The sequence below is a fragment of the Streptomyces sp. W16 genome (genome assembly GCF_033194735.1).
In the GTDB taxonomy this organism is placed as follows: domain Bacteria; phylum Actinomycetota; class Actinomycetes; order Streptomycetales; family Streptomycetaceae; genus Streptomyces.
The window spans coordinates 38233-51696 of the sequence record NZ_JAWOAI010000008.1 but is presented as its reverse complement, the minus strand read 5'-3'; the positions used below and the strand labels follow the sequence as shown (position 1 = coordinate 51696).

Below are 13464 nucleotides of genomic sequence, written 5' to 3'. Positions count from 1 at the left end.
TCATTCTCGACAAGGGCGAGGTGAAGTCCGATCTCACCGGGCTCCGCCGGGACATGCTCGACGCGCACATACCGGAGGGGACGTACCGCCTGGTCGAGGCGCGCGACCCGGAGCGGGACCGGAAGGCACGGGCGCCCCGGCTGCGCGGGACGTCGTAGCCGCCCGGGGTTGGAATCATCCCGGTATGTAGCGATGCATGCCGGTGCATGCCGGTGCGGTGTACGGGCTGTCAGTGGCGTGGGGCAGACTCGGGGTGTGCGAAAGATTCATGTCATCGGTATCGGCGCGGGCGACCCCGAGCAGCTGACCCTGCAGGCGGTCAGGGTGCTGCGGAGCACCGACGTGTTCTTCATTCTCGACAAGGGCGAGGTGAAGTCCGATCTCACCGGGCTCCGCCGGGACATGCTCGACGCGCACATACCGGAGGGGACGTACCGCCTGGTCGAGGCGCGCGACCCGGAGCGGGACCGGAAGGCCGGGGGTGCCGCGTACTCCCCGGCGGTCGGGGACTGGCGCAGTGCCCGCGCGGACATCTACGAGCGGCTGATCACCGAGGAGTTGGGCGAGGACGAGAGCGGCGCGTTCCTGGTGTGGGGGGACCCTTCGCTGTACGACAGCACGCTCGGGATCCTGGAGGAGATCCTGGAGCGGGGCGCGGTGGCGTTCGAGTACGACGTCGTGCCCGGCATCAGCAGTGTCTCGGCGCTCGTCGCCCGGCACCGCACCGGGCTGAACCGGGTGGCCGGGCCGGTGCAGATCACCACGGGGCGGCGGCTGTCCGAGGGGTTCCCGGAGGGGGTGGACGACGTGGTCGTGATGCTCGACGCGCAGCAGACCTTCCGGCAGTACGCCGACCAGGACATCGACATCTACTGGGGCGCCTACATCGGCACCCCGGACGAGATCCTCGCCTCCGGACCGATAGCCGAGGCCGCCCCGCGCATCGAGCGGCTGCGCGCGGAGGCCCGTAAGCGGAAGGGCTGGATCATGGACACGTATCTGCTGCGCCGGCACCCGGCGGCGGAGTAGCTCGCAAAGAAGCACCCGAGCGGACCCGCCCACTGTGCACGGATGGTCCACCGGTGTGAAAGTGACCTCGTGACAGTCGCCGAGGAAACCTCGCTGCCTTCCGCGCAGCAGCCCCCCGTGCTGGACCGCCGGCGCCGCAATGTCGTCTTCGTGACGATCATGCTCGGCATGCTGCTGGCGGCCCTCGACCAGACCATCGTGGGCACGGCCCTGCCGACGATCGTGTCGGACCTGGGCGGTGCCGCGCACATGTCGTGGGTGGTCACCGCCTATCTGCTGGCGGAGACCGTGGCGACCGTGCTGGTCGGCAAGTTCGGTGACCTGTTCGGCCGCAAGGTGGTCTTCCAGGTCTCGGCGATCGTGTTCATCACGGGTTCGTTCCTGTGCGGTTTCTCCACCAACATGACGCTGCTGATCGCCTGGCGCGCGGTACAGGGCATCGGCGCGGGCGGGCTGATGGTGACGGCGATGGCGCTGATCGCCGATGTCATCCCGCTGCGGGAACGCGGCAAGTACCAGGGCGCGATCGGCGCGGTGTTCGGCGTGGCCACGGTCATCGGACCGCTCCTTGGCGGCCTGTTCACCGACCATCTGACCTGGCGCTGGGCGTTCTACGTCAACGTGCCCATCGCGATCGTCGTCGTCATCGCGGCGGCCCGCACCATCCCGGTGGTCAAGTCGGCGGTGCGGCCCGTCATCGACTACCTGGGCATCGCGCTGGTCGCGGTCGGCGCGAGCTCGCTGATCCTGGCGACGAGTTGGGGCGGCAACGAGTACGCGTGGGGTTCGGCGACCATCATCGGCCTGTTCGTGGGCGGTGTGGTCGCGCTCGGTCTGTTCTGCTGGGTCGAGCTGCGGGCCGAGCAACCCATGCTGCCCATGCGACTGTTCACCAACCCGGTGTTCGCGGTCTGCTCGATCCTCAGCTTCATCGTCGGCTTCGCGATGCTCGGCGCGCTGACGTATCTGCCGACCTATCTGCAGTACGTCGACGGTGACTCGGCCACGATCTCCGGTGTGCGGACGCTGCCCATGGTGATGGGGCTGCTGATCGCGTCCGTCTTCAGCGGCAACGTGGTCAGCAAGACCGGCCAGTACCGGCTCTTCCCGATCATCGGCTCCGCGGTGATGGGCGTCGGGCTGTATCTGATGTCCCTGATGGGTCCGGGCACCGGCGCGTTCCTGGAGTCGGTGTACATGTTCGTGCTCGGCACCGGCATCGGGCTGTGCATGCAGGTGCTGACGATCGCCGTGCAGAACACCGTCGAGTACACCGACCTCGGCACCGCGACCTCCGGCGTCACCTTCTTCCGTACGCTGGGCAGTTCGTTCGGCACCGCCGTCTTCGGCACGATCTACGCCAACAGCCTGGCCCCCAACCTCAAGGACGGGATCGCGTCCGCCGCGAGGACGAGCGCGCTGAACCCCGCCGTCATCACCAAGGCGGCGACCAGTCCCGAGGGCCTGCACAAGCTGCCGCACGCCGCCGCCGCGCCGATCATCAACGCGTACGCCGACACCATCCAGACGGTGTTCCGGTGGACGGTCCCGGTCGCGGTGATCGGCTTCGTCGTCGCCCTGTTCCTCAAGCAGGTCGAGCTCCGCGACAGCGCGCGGAAGGGCTCCACCGACATGGGCGAGGGCTTCGCGTCACCGCGCGGCGGGGACTCGCAACGGCTCCTCGAAACGGCCGTCGGCAAGGTCATCGGCAGCACGGACCTGGACACCGCCCGGCGGATCATCACGGACTCCGACACCCGGCTGGACATCGCGGGCGCCTGGGCCGTGATGCAGGTCGAGCTGTTCGGCCGGATGGTCGGCCATGCGAGCCTCGGCCTGATCGCCGCCCGCCGGCACATGCCGCCCGAGGTGCTCCTCCCGGTCTTCGACCGCATGGTCGAGGAGGGCTACCTCACCCGCACCGGCTCCCTCCTCTCCCACACCGCGGCGGGCGAACGTGAGGCCGAGGTCATCGGCAGGGCGTGGGGCAACTGGCTGGAGGCCCGGGTCCAGCAGGACATCGGCCGCCCCTCGAACGCCGATCTGCGCGCCGCGGTCGACACCATCGCCAAGCGTCTGCTGGTGGAGGACCTGAGCTCCGGACTCCCGCAGCGCCCGGCGGAGTTGGCGGAGAGCTCCGCCTCCTGAAAACCGGGTGCCGGGCGAGCGGGACGGTGGTCATACTCGCGGCATGTCCCCGACGCCCGTGCGCTTCCACGACCCGCGCGCCACCCGCGCCGACTTCGCGTCGTCGATACTGGTCCGGTGCCCGCGCTGCGAGCGGATCGCCCACTTCGAGCAGCGTCCTTACACCCCACCGGACGCCGACGGCCGGAGGTATCCGCACACCCGCCTGGTCTGCCGGTCCTGCGGCCTGTGCCGGATCGACAAGGGTCCGCGTCGTCCCTCGCTGCGCACCGGCGGCCCGTACTACCCGGCTCTGTGGCTGCGGACCGGCACCAGACACGGCGAGTTGTGGGCGTACAACCTCCAACACCTGGACCTGATCAGGCGGTTCGTCGCCGCCGACCTGCGCGAACGCGCGCCCTGGTACGACACCGGGCACAAGATGACGCTGGTCGCCCGGCTCCCCGCCTGGATGAAGAGCGCCAAGAACCGGGCCGAGGTACTGCGCGCGGTGGACCGCCTCCGGGCCACGGTCATCGCCCCGGACTGAGCCCCAGCTGCCCCAGCCGCTCCAGCACCCCGGCGACATCGGGCACCGCGCTCACCCCGTCCGGCAACGGCGGCCGTCGTACGACCACCACCGGGACGCCCGCCTCCCGCGCGGCCGTGAGTTTAGCCGCCGTCGCCGCTCCCCCACTGTCCTTCGTCACGACCACGTCGATCCGGTGCTCGCGCAACAGCGCCGCCTCACCGGCCACCGTGAAGGGCCCGCGCGCGAGCAGCACCTCGGTGTCCGGCGGCATCGGGGGCTCGGGCGGCTCCACCGACCGTACGACGAAGTGCAGTTGGGACAGATGGGCGAAGGCGGCGAGGCCGAGCCGGCCGGTGGTGAGGAGGATGCGGCGCCCGAGTCCGGGCAGTATGTCGGCGGCCTCCGGCAGTGAGGCGACCGGGTGCCAGCGGTCTCCGGGAACCGGCCGCCAGCCGGGCCTGCGCAGCACCACGACGGGCAGCCCGGTGTCGATCGCGGCCCGCGCCGCGTTGGCGGTGATCGCCTCGGCGAAGGGGTGCGTGGCGTCGACGACCGCGTCCACGCGCTGCTCCCGCAGCCACTCGGCCAGCCCCTCGGCGCCGCCGAACCCGCCGATCCGTACGTCTCCCGCCAGTGCCCCCGGCCGCGACACCCGTCCCGCGAGAGAAGTCGTCACCCGGACCTCGGGACGCCGTGCCGCCAGCTCGGCGGCCAGCTCACGTGCCTCGGTGGTGCCGCCGAGGACCAGGATGTGCGGGGGCATGGGGCGAGCGTACGAGATCACGTGTCAGCGCAGGAGCAGCTGCAGTCCGCCGATGATCGTCGCCGCGATCACGAGTTGCTCGAACAGCCGCTGGTTGATGCGGTTCACGGCCCATTTGCCGATCAGCGCACCGGGCACGACGAACGCCGCGAGCGCCGCGTCGAGCAGCAGTGAGTGGCCGTCGATCAGGCCGAGCCCGACGCTGAAGGGCACCTTGGTCACGTTGACGATCAGGAAGAAGAAGGCCGACGTGCCGAGAAAGCCGAGTTTCCGGAAGCCCGCGGAGAGCAGGTACAGCGACATGACGGGGCCGCCGGCGTTGGCGACCATCGTGGTGAAACCGCCGAGCACACCGTAGGAGCGGGCCTTCACCCGCCCGGACCTGGTGGCCACCGAGTCCGGTTCGTCGTCGGCCTCGGCCTTGCGCCGGCGCCAGAGAGTGACCCCGGCCATGAGCAGCAGGATCGCGCCGATCGAGGTCCGTACGGCCGCGTCGTCGGCCCACACCAGGAAGAGGGTCCCGATCACGACTCCCGCCGCGACCGCCGGGAACAGCCGCCACAGCGTGGGCCAGTGGGCGTGCCGCCGGTAGGTGAGTACGGCCAGCACGTCGCCGACGATCAGGATCGGGAGCAGTACGCCGGTGGAGGCGCGGGCGGGCAGGACGGCCGCGAAGATGGCCAGGCTGACCGTGTTGGCCCCGCTCACGGCGGTCTTGGAGAAGCCGACGAGCAGGGCCGCGGCGGCGAGCGCGGCGAATTCCCAGCCGGATATGTGCCAGAGCGTCATCGTGTTCATGCGAGGACCGATCGTATGTCCTTACATCTGCCCGCGTAAGGAGTGTCTCGCCAGATGGCCCCTGCCACACCCCGGCGGATCATGATGTTCGCCCGGCGATGCTAGTTTCTGGCTGTGGCCGACACCCGCGAGCATGTCCTCCCCGGCACCCGGAGCACGATCACCGCACACGAGTGGCCGCACGAGCGCCCGCGTTACGTCGCCCTCGTCGCGCACGGCTACGGCGAACACGTCGGCCGGTACGCCGAGTTGGCCTCCGTACTGCTGACGCATGGCGCGGCCGTCTACGGTCCCGACCACCAGGGTCACGGCGGGTCGGCCGGTGAGCGGGTGCTGATCGAGGACTTCGAGGACGTGGTCACGGACCTGCACACTGTCGCCGACCTGGCCCGCGCCACCCACCCCGGCGTTCCCCTCGTCCTGATCGGCCACTCCATGGGCGGCCTGATCGCGTCCCGTTTCGCGCAGCGCCACGGCGACGAGCTCGCCGCGCTGGTGCTGTCCGGGCCGGTGATCGGCGTCTGGGAGCTGCCGGGACGGCTGCTCGCCCTCGACGAGATCCCCGACGTCCCGATCAACCCGGCCGCGCTCTCGCGTGACCCGGACGTCGGTGCGGTGTACGCCGCGGATCCGCTGGTCTGGCACGGTCCGATGAAGCGGCCGACGCTGGAGGCCTTCGTCCGCACCCTGGGGACCGTCGCCGACGCGGGCGGTATCGGCGGGTTGCCGCTGCTCTGGCTGCACGGCGGCGACGACCGGCTCGTCCCGCTCCCCGGCAGTCGCGTGGGTGTCGAGCGGTTGAGCGGCGGCGAGTTGACCGAGCACGTGTATGCGGGCGCCCGGCACGAGGTGTTCGACGAGACGAACCGGGCGGAGGTCTTCGCGGACCTGATCCGTTTCCTGGACGGCGTGTTGACCGGCGGCACCCGGTCTGCATGACCGTGCAAAACTGCTCGCACGCCCCGTCGGGGTCGTCGTGGAACAGAGTCGAGCAGAGGAGCCTCGCGTGACCGGGACAGAGCCGGACGTCCAGCGGATCGACACCTCGAAGCCGCATCCGGCCCGGGTGTACGACTGGTTCCTCGGCGGCAAGGACAACTACCCGGTCGACGAGCAACTGGGCCGTCACATCACGGCACTTGACCCGGGCGCCCCGCGCACCGCTCGGGCCAACCGCTGGTTCATGCAGCGGGCGACGCGGCTGCTGGTCCGGCGGTCGGGCATCCGGCAGTTCCTGGACGTCGGCACCGGGATACCGACCGTGCCCAACCTCCACCAGATCGCCCAGTCCACCGCGCCGGACGCGCGGATCGTGTACGTCGACAACGACCCGATCGTCCTCGCCCACGCGGCGGCGCTGCTGCGCGGCACGCCCGAGGGTGCGACGGAGTACCTCCAGGCCGACGCCCGCGAACCGCTCACGATCCTCGAACAGGCCGCCCTCGTCCTGGACTTCGACCGGCCGGTCGCCCTCTCGCTCATCGCCCTGCTGCACTTCATCGCGGACGAGGACGGCGCCCACGAGCTGGTGGACACCCTGATCGGCGCGCTGGCGCCGGGCAGTTGTCTGGTGCTGTCCGCGATGACCGCCGACTTCGAGCGGGAGAAGGTGGAGCGGGGCATCGCCGCCTACGCGGCGGGCGGGGTGACCCTGGTGGCCCGCTCGCACGCCGAAGTGAGCAGTTTCTTCAAGGGACTTGAGCCGGTCGAACCGGGAATCGTCTCCGTGGCCGACTGGCACCCGGAACTCGCGGAGGGCGAGACACCACTCGGCGAGGGGCCGGTCTCGCTGTACGGCGGAATCGGCTTCAAGCCCTGACGCGGCACCCTGGAACCGGACCCGGGGACATCCACCGAACGGTCAGGCAGAGGCGTCCACGTCCATGGACACATCCACGGACACATCCACGGCCGCCTCCGCATGCGTGACGAAGTCGTCGACCAACCGGTGGAAGAGCGCCGCGAGTTGCCGCAGGTCCTCCGAGGGCCAGTCCGCCAACGCCACCTCCATGCCCCTGCGGCTCACGTCCCGGATGCGGTTGACGGCGGCCAGTCCGCTGTCGGTGAGCTGGATGCGCTGGGCGCGGCCGTCGTCGGGGTCCGGGATGCGGACCACATGGCCGAGTTGTTCCAACTGCCGTAGCTGGCGGGTGACATGGGAGGCCTCCACCGACATCCGGACCGCCAGGATCCCGGGGCGCAGCGGGTCGCTCTCGGCGAGGTGGCGCAGGATCGCCACGGCGGCCCGGTCCAGCGGCAGCCCGGCCACGGCCATCAGCCGCTCGTGCTGCCGGGCCCGCCCGGCCAGATAGGCGATCCGGGTCAGGACCCGCTCGATCTCGACTACGTCCGCCGGGACGGGCGCTGTTGCGGGTGGCGGTGTGGACATGCGCCCACCGTAACAGCTACTTGCCTGAGTCAAGCAAGGTCCGAGACGGTTGCTTGACTTAAGTAACGCATTTATGGTTGCCTAACTCAAGCAAGTCAAGAGCTGGGGCCACCGAAGCGGAGGTGTCCCCGTCGCGCCGTACGCCGTGGGGACGGAGTACGGCGCAGTCACCGGGCCCGGCGGCCGGAGCACTCCCCCCGTCCGCCGCCGGGTCCGGTGACACCCCTCACGCAGATGGAAAGCGAGCCCCCCATGGCCATGATGAAGTCCGTGCAGACCGGCGCCGTAGACAAGATCGACGTGGTGGACGTCGAGCGTCCGGTGCCCGGGCCCAAGGACGCCCTCATGAAGATCCGCGCCTGTGGGATCTGCGGTACCGACACCTTCTTCCTGCACATCGGCGGCGGCCCGTTCGGCGCGGGCGGCACCATGGTGCCCGTCCCCCTCGGGCACGAGCCGGCCGGCGAGATCGTCGAGGTCGGCGCGGAGGTCGAGGGCCTGAAGGCGGGTGACCGGGTGGTCGTCAACCCGCAGGGCTCGCCCTCCGGGATCATCGGCTGCGGCGGGAAGCACGGCGCCATGAGCGACTACCTCCTGCTGGAGGAGTGCGAGATCGGCAAGAGCGTCACCGTCTTCCCCGACACCGTGCCCTTCGACGTCGCCGCCCTCAACGAGCCGATGGCGGTGGCCCGGCACGCCGTCAACCGTTCCGGGGCGAAGCCCGGCGACAAGGTCGTCATCTTCGGTGCCGGCCCGATCGGTCTGGGCGCGGCGATCTGGCTGAAGCTGCGCGGGGTCGAGCATGTCGTCGTCGCCGACGTCATCGCCTCGCGCCTTGAGACCGCGCTCGCGGTCGGCGCGGACGCCGTCATCAACTCCGCCGAGGAGGACGTGACTTCACGGCTGACCGAGCTGCACGGGCAGGCCGCCAACGCGCTCGGCCAGCCGCGCGCAGGCACCGACATCTACATCGACGCCGCCGGTGTCGCGGCCGTCGTCAACACCACGGTCGACTCCGCGAAGTGGGGCGCCAAGCTGGTCATGGTCGCCGTACAGAAGAAGGGCGCCGACATCGACCTCGGCGGGATGCTGCGCAGCGAACTGACGCTGATCGCCTCGCAGGGCTACCCCACCGAGATCTTCGAGGTCACCCAGGAGATCGTCGAGCACCACGAGCGGTTCGCCGAGCTGATCAGTCACCGGGTGCCCTTCGGCGAGGTCGAGCACGCCTTCGAGCTCGCGCTGACTCCGGGCGCGGCCGAGAAGATCGTCGTCACTTTCGACGAGTAGACGAGCAGCGGACGGCGCGCCGGTCCCCCCGCTTCCGGCGGCCAGCGGCGCGCGCCCGGCCGCCTCGGACAGGACCCCCACACCATGATCCACCGCCTGCAGCGGGTGCTGCGCTGCCATCCCCGTACCGTCGACCTCGTCCTCGCCGTCGCGCTCCTCGGCTGCGCCTTCCCCGGCAGTGTGCTGACGATCCCGGGCCGCGACCTCGAAGTCCCGTGGTGGCCAGGCGTGTTGGTCACGGGTCTCTCCTCGCTCGCCCTGCTGTGGCGGCGCACCCTGCCGCGCACCACCGTGGTGGTCACCCTCTGCTGCGCCATGGCGGTGGCCGCGCTCGGCTACATCGTCACGGTCCTGGTGATCGGGCCGCTCATGGTCGCGCTCTACGCGCTGGCCCTGCGCTCCGACCGCACTACCGCGAACCTCTTCACCGCCTCCGGCATCGCCTTGCTGGTGGGCACGTCCCTGGCCGTGGGACCGCACAGCGAACCGCTGGTCCTGAAGCTGCTCGGCCCGGCCTTCTGGCTGCTGCTGCCCACCTTGCTGGGCACCACGACCCGGCTCCGCGCGGCCTGTCTGGAGGCGGTGCGGGCCCGGGCCGAGCACGCGGAACGCACCCGCGAGCAGGAGGCCCGGCACCGTGTCACCGAGGAACGCATGCGGATCGCCCGCGATCTGCACGACGTCGTCGCCCATCACCTCGTACTGGCCAACCTCCAAGCCGCCACCGTCGTACGGCTGATGCGCAGCCGGCCGGAGGAGGCCGAGCGGATCGCCGGTGAACTCGCGGGCAGCACCCTGTCGGCCGTCCGCGAACTCAAGGCCACTGTGGGCCTGTTGCGGCACGCGGACGACTCGGAGACTTCCCCGGGACCCGCGCCCGGGCTGGCCCAACTCGCCGATCTGGCGGCCTCGTTCGAGCCCGCCGGACTCTCCGTCACCGTTAGCACCGAGGGCAGGCCGCAGCCGCTGTCCGCCGGTGCGGATCTCACGGCGTACCGCATCGTGCAGGAGGCGCTCACCAACGTGACCAAGCACGCGGGCACCGGTGCGGCCGAGGTGCGGCTCAGCTACGCGCACGACCGGCTGGGCATCGCCGTCACCGATCGCGGGGGTACGGCACCGACCTCCTCCCCCGCCACCGGCGGCGGGTACGGCGTGATCGGCATGCGGGAGCGTGCGCTCTCCGCCGGTGGTCGGCTTCGCGCAGGTCATCGGCCTGAGGGCGGCTTCGAGGTGGTCACCGAACTGCCGCTGCCCGCCGCCACCCGGCCTCTCACTCAGAATGCACTTGCTTAACTCAATCAATCTCATTATGGTTGAGTGAGTCAAGCAAGTCTGCTTGTCCCTGATCGTCGCAGCTCGTTCCCGATGGAGGCTCTGCCATGTCCGACGCCCTTGCCCGACCCGCCGAAGCGGGTTCCTCCGCTCCGCCGAGGTCGAACGCCGTCGTCGCGGTGCTGGCCTTCGCGGGAATCGTCGTCTCGCTGATGCAGACGCTGGTCATCCCGATCATCCCGGAGCTGCCGAAGTACCTGAACGCCTCCGCGTCGAACACCGCGTGGGCGGTCACCGCCACCCTGCTGGCCGCCGCCGTGGCCACCCCGGTCGTGGGCCGGCTCGGCGACATGTTCGGCAAGCGCCGGATGCTGCTGACCAGCATCGTGCTGCTGGTGTCCGGCTCGGTCGTGTGCGCCCTGGCCGACTCGCTGGTCCCGATGGTCATCGGCCGCGCGCTGCAGGGGCTGGCCGCCGCGGTCGTCCCGCTCGGCATCAGCATCATGCGGGACGTGCTGCCCAGCGACCGGCTGGCCGGCTCCACCGCCCTGATGAGCGCCTCGCTCGGCGTCGGCGGCGCCCTGGGTCTGCCCTCGGCCGCCTTCATCGCCGACCACTACAACTGGCACATCCTCTTCTGGGTCTCCGCCGTCCTCGGTGTCGCGTCCTTCCTGCTGGTCCTGCTGCTGGTGCCCGAGTCCAAGGTCCGCACCGGGGGCCGCTTCGACCTGGTCGGCTCGCTCGGCCTGTCCGCCGGGCTGGTCTCCCTGCTGCTCGCCATCTCCAAGGGCTCCGACTGGGGCTGGACCAGCGCGACCACCCTGGCCCTCGGTGTCGCCGCCGTCGCGATCCTGCTCTCCTGGGGCTGGTACGAGCTGCGCAGCCCGCAGCCGCTGGTCGACCTGCGGACGACCGCCAAGCCGCAGGTGCTGTTCACCAACCTGGCCTCGATCGCCCTCGGCTTCTCGATGTTCGCGATGTCCCTGGTACTCCCCCAGCTGCTGCAGCTGCCCACGCAGACCGGCTACGGCCTGGGCAGGTCGATGCTGACGGTCGGCCTGGTGCTGGCCCCGCAGGGCCTGGTCATGATGGCCATGTCCGCGGTGTCGGCGGGCGTCACCAAGGCCAAGGGCCCCAAGGTCACCCTGATGATCGGCGCGCTGATCGTGGCCTCCGGCTACGCTCTGAACATCCTGCTGATGTCCGAGGTCTGGCACCTCATCCTGGTGTCCTGCATCATCGGCGCGGGTGTCGGCTTCACCTACGGCGCTCTGCCCGCCCTGATCATGGGCGCGGTGGACCCGTCCCAGACCGGTGCCGCCAACAGCCTCAACACCCTGATGCGGTCCCTGGGCACCAGCTTCGCCAGCGCCATCGCCGGTGTGATCCTGGCCCAGATGACGACCGACTTCGGCGGCTACGCCCTTCCGTCGGAAAACGGCTTCAAGGTGGTCATGGCGATCGGTGCGGGCGCCGCGCTGCTGGCCTTCTTCCTCGCGAGCCTGATCCCCAAGCCCCGTACGGCCGTCGAGACACCGGCCGACAGGACACCGGCCCCTGCTCCGGAGGTCTCCGAGGCCAAGGCCTGAGGCATCCTGGTTCATCGAGCACACGGCGGTCACCGACCCGCACCCAGCGGGACGGCGACCGCCCTCGGCCTGCCCGCGCACCCCGTCGTTCCCCCGGCACTCAGCGAGGAGTCCACGATGACGACACCCAACTCCCATGGCACAGCGGCCGGTTCCGCCACCGCACCGGTGGTGCGGCTCGCCGCCGGTGCGGTGCGCGGACAGTTGGAGGACGGGCTCGCGGTCTTCCGCGGCATCCCGTTCGCCGAACCGCCCGTCGGGGACGCCCGCTTCCAGGCGCCGCGCCCGGTACGCGGCTGGGACGGCGTGCGCGACGCCCTCGCCTTCGGCCCGCCGCCCCCGCAGGAGTCGGGCATCCAGGGCCGCCGGGGCGTGCTGACCGGACCGATGGGCGACGACTGGCTGACCGTCAACGTCTGGACACCCGCGCCCGATCCGGCGGCCCGCCGCCCGGTCATGGTGTGGATCTACGGCGGGGCCTACAAGTTGGGGCACTCAGGCAGCCCCGGCTACGACGCGCAGCACATCGCGCGCGACGGCGACGTCGTGGTCGTGAGCCTCAACTACCGTGTCGGAATAGAGGGGTTCGCGCGCATCGAGGGGGCGCCCGCCAACCGGGGGCTGCTCGACCAGGTCGCCGCGCTGGAGTGGGTGCGGGAGAACATCACGGCGTTCGGCGGTGATCCGGAGCAGGTCACGGTCGTCGGCGAGTCGGCCGGTGCCGGGTCGGTGGCCGCGCTGCTGGTCATGCCGAGCGCGTCCGGACTGTTCTGGCGGGCGATCGCGCAGAGCGTGCCGGACTCCTTCTTCTCCGACGCGCTGGCCCGGGACATCGCGTCCGCGATCGCCGCGGAGGCGGGGCTGCGTCCCACGGCCACCGACCTCGCGACCGTGGACCCGCGTCAACTGACTGTCGCGGGCGAGACGTTGACCGCCAAGATGCACCAGTACGGGGACAGGTGGGGGTCGGTCGCCCACACGCTGACCCCGTTCGCGCCCGTCGTCGACGGCGAGGTGCTGCCCACCACACCCTGGGCGGGCCTCGCGGCCGGCGCGGCCCGGGACGTGGAGCTGATTCTCGGTCACAACCGGGAGGAGACCCGCCTGTTCACCGTGCTCGGCGGACAACTCGGGAAGATCACCGAGGAGGACGCGGCGGCGAGCCTGCGCCGGTTCGGTCCGGGCCCCGACGCCGAACAGGCCTATCGCGCCGCCTTCCCGGGCGCCTCACCGGGCGAGTTGGATGAACTCGTGCGCTCCGACCGGGTGTTCCGTATGCCGTGTCTGCACCTGGCCGAGGCACAGGTCGGCGCCGGCGGTCGCGCGCACGTCTACGAACTCACCTGGCCGGCACCGGGGTTGGGCGGCGTACTGGGCGCCTGCCACGGCCTCGACATCCCGCTGCTGTTCGGCACGTTCACCGCCGACCTGGCGAATCTGCTGTTCGCCGACGTCGAGCCCTCCCCGGAAGCCCGGGCGCTGTCGTCCCGATTCCGGTCGTCCTGGGCGGCGTTCGCCAGGACCGGCGACCCGGGCTGGCCCGCCTACGACACCGAGCACCGGTCGGTGCAGATCCTCGACGCCCACCCCGTGGTCACCGCCTACCCCGAGGAGACCTCACGGCGACTGTGGGAGGGCTACACCTTCCGCGCGCTGCCGCTGACCGCGTAGC

General features: G+C 70.8%; 12 protein-coding genes and 1 pseudogene. 10 read left to right on the top strand and 3 right to left on the bottom strand.

The features are described 5' to 3' along the window. The 4 genes and pseudogenes from R6V09_RS02305 to R6V09_RS02290 form a co-directional block, all read left to right on the top strand. Positions 1-128, top strand: a pseudogene (locus tag R6V09_RS02305) (precorrin-6A synthase (deacetylating)); the annotation flags it as partial. A 127-nt stretch (positions 129-255) separates the two neighbouring features. Continuing rightward, on the top strand, positions 256-1029 hold the full coding sequence (gene cobF / locus R6V09_RS02300) for a precorrin-6A synthase (deacetylating) (RefSeq protein ID WP_317879621.1): 774 nt from the start codon (positions 256-258) through the stop codon (positions 1027-1029). A gap of 69 nt (positions 1030-1098) precedes the next feature. Further along, positions 1099-3177: an MDR family MFS transporter gene (locus R6V09_RS02295; protein ID WP_317879620.1), complete on the top strand. Its 2079-nt coding sequence runs from the start codon at positions 1099-1101 to the stop codon at positions 3175-3177. 43 nt (positions 3178-3220) lie between these two features. After that, complete coding sequence (locus R6V09_RS02290) at positions 3221-3706, top strand: hypothetical protein (RefSeq protein WP_317879619.1); 486 nt, start codon at positions 3221-3223, stop codon at positions 3704-3706. Here the strand turns inward: R6V09_RS02290 and R6V09_RS02285 are convergent. Together R6V09_RS02285 and R6V09_RS02280 are read right to left on the bottom strand one after the other, a co-directional pair. Further along, on the bottom strand, positions 3690-4451 hold the full coding sequence (locus tag R6V09_RS02285) for a cobalt-precorrin-6A reductase (protein WP_317879618.1): 762 nt from the start codon (positions 4449-4451) through the stop codon (positions 3690-3692). The genes R6V09_RS02290 and R6V09_RS02285 overlap by 17 nt on opposite strands. Before the next feature lie 24 nt (positions 4452-4475). Next, the gene (locus tag R6V09_RS02280) at positions 4476-5249 is read right to left on the bottom strand and encodes a sulfite exporter TauE/SafE family protein (protein ID WP_317879617.1); all 774 of its coding nucleotides are present in this window, start codon (positions 5247-5249) and stop codon (positions 4476-4478) included. Positions 5250-5363: 114 nt separating this feature from the next. On the opposite strand from R6V09_RS02280, the gene R6V09_RS02275 reads away from it, so the two are divergent. Both R6V09_RS02275 and R6V09_RS02270 read left to right on the top strand, forming a co-directional pair. Then, positions 5364-6188, top strand: a complete 825-nt coding sequence (locus tag R6V09_RS02275) for an alpha/beta hydrolase (RefSeq protein WP_317879616.1) — start codon at positions 5364-5366, stop codon at positions 6186-6188. Between the two features lie 67 nt (positions 6189-6255). Then, on the top strand, positions 6256-7068 hold the full coding sequence (locus tag R6V09_RS02270; RefSeq protein ID WP_317879615.1) for an SAM-dependent methyltransferase: 813 nt from the start codon (positions 6256-6258) through the stop codon (positions 7066-7068). A gap of 42 nt (positions 7069-7110) precedes the next feature. Here R6V09_RS02270 and R6V09_RS02265 read toward each other — a convergent pair whose 3' ends face one another. Then, positions 7111-7638 carry a MarR family winged helix-turn-helix transcriptional regulator gene (locus R6V09_RS02265; protein WP_317879614.1) on the bottom strand — a complete coding sequence of 176 codons (528 nt, stop codon included), beginning with the start codon at positions 7636-7638 and terminating at the stop codon, positions 7111-7113. Between the two features lie 252 nt (positions 7639-7890). On the opposite strand from R6V09_RS02265, the gene R6V09_RS02260 reads away from it, so the two are divergent. The 4 genes from R6V09_RS02260 (at position 7891) to R6V09_RS02245 (ending at position 13463) form a co-directional block, all read left to right on the top strand. After that, positions 7891-8928, top strand: a complete 1038-nt coding sequence (locus R6V09_RS02260; RefSeq protein ID WP_317879622.1) for a zinc-dependent alcohol dehydrogenase — start codon at positions 7891-7893, stop codon at positions 8926-8928. 84 nt (positions 8929-9012) lie between these two features. Beyond that, positions 9013-10224: a sensor histidine kinase gene (locus tag R6V09_RS02255; protein ID WP_317879613.1), complete on the top strand. Its 1212-nt coding sequence runs from the start codon at positions 9013-9015 to the stop codon at positions 10222-10224. An 86-nt stretch (positions 10225-10310) separates the two neighbouring features. Further along, on the top strand, positions 10311-11792 hold the full coding sequence (locus R6V09_RS02250; protein WP_317879612.1) for an MFS transporter: 1482 nt from the start codon (positions 10311-10313) through the stop codon (positions 11790-11792). Positions 11793-11909: 117 nt separating this feature from the next. Further along, positions 11910-13463, top strand: a complete 1554-nt coding sequence (locus R6V09_RS02245) for a carboxylesterase/lipase family protein (protein ID WP_317879611.1) — start codon at positions 11910-11912, stop codon at positions 13461-13463. Position 13464 lies beyond the last annotated feature (1 nt).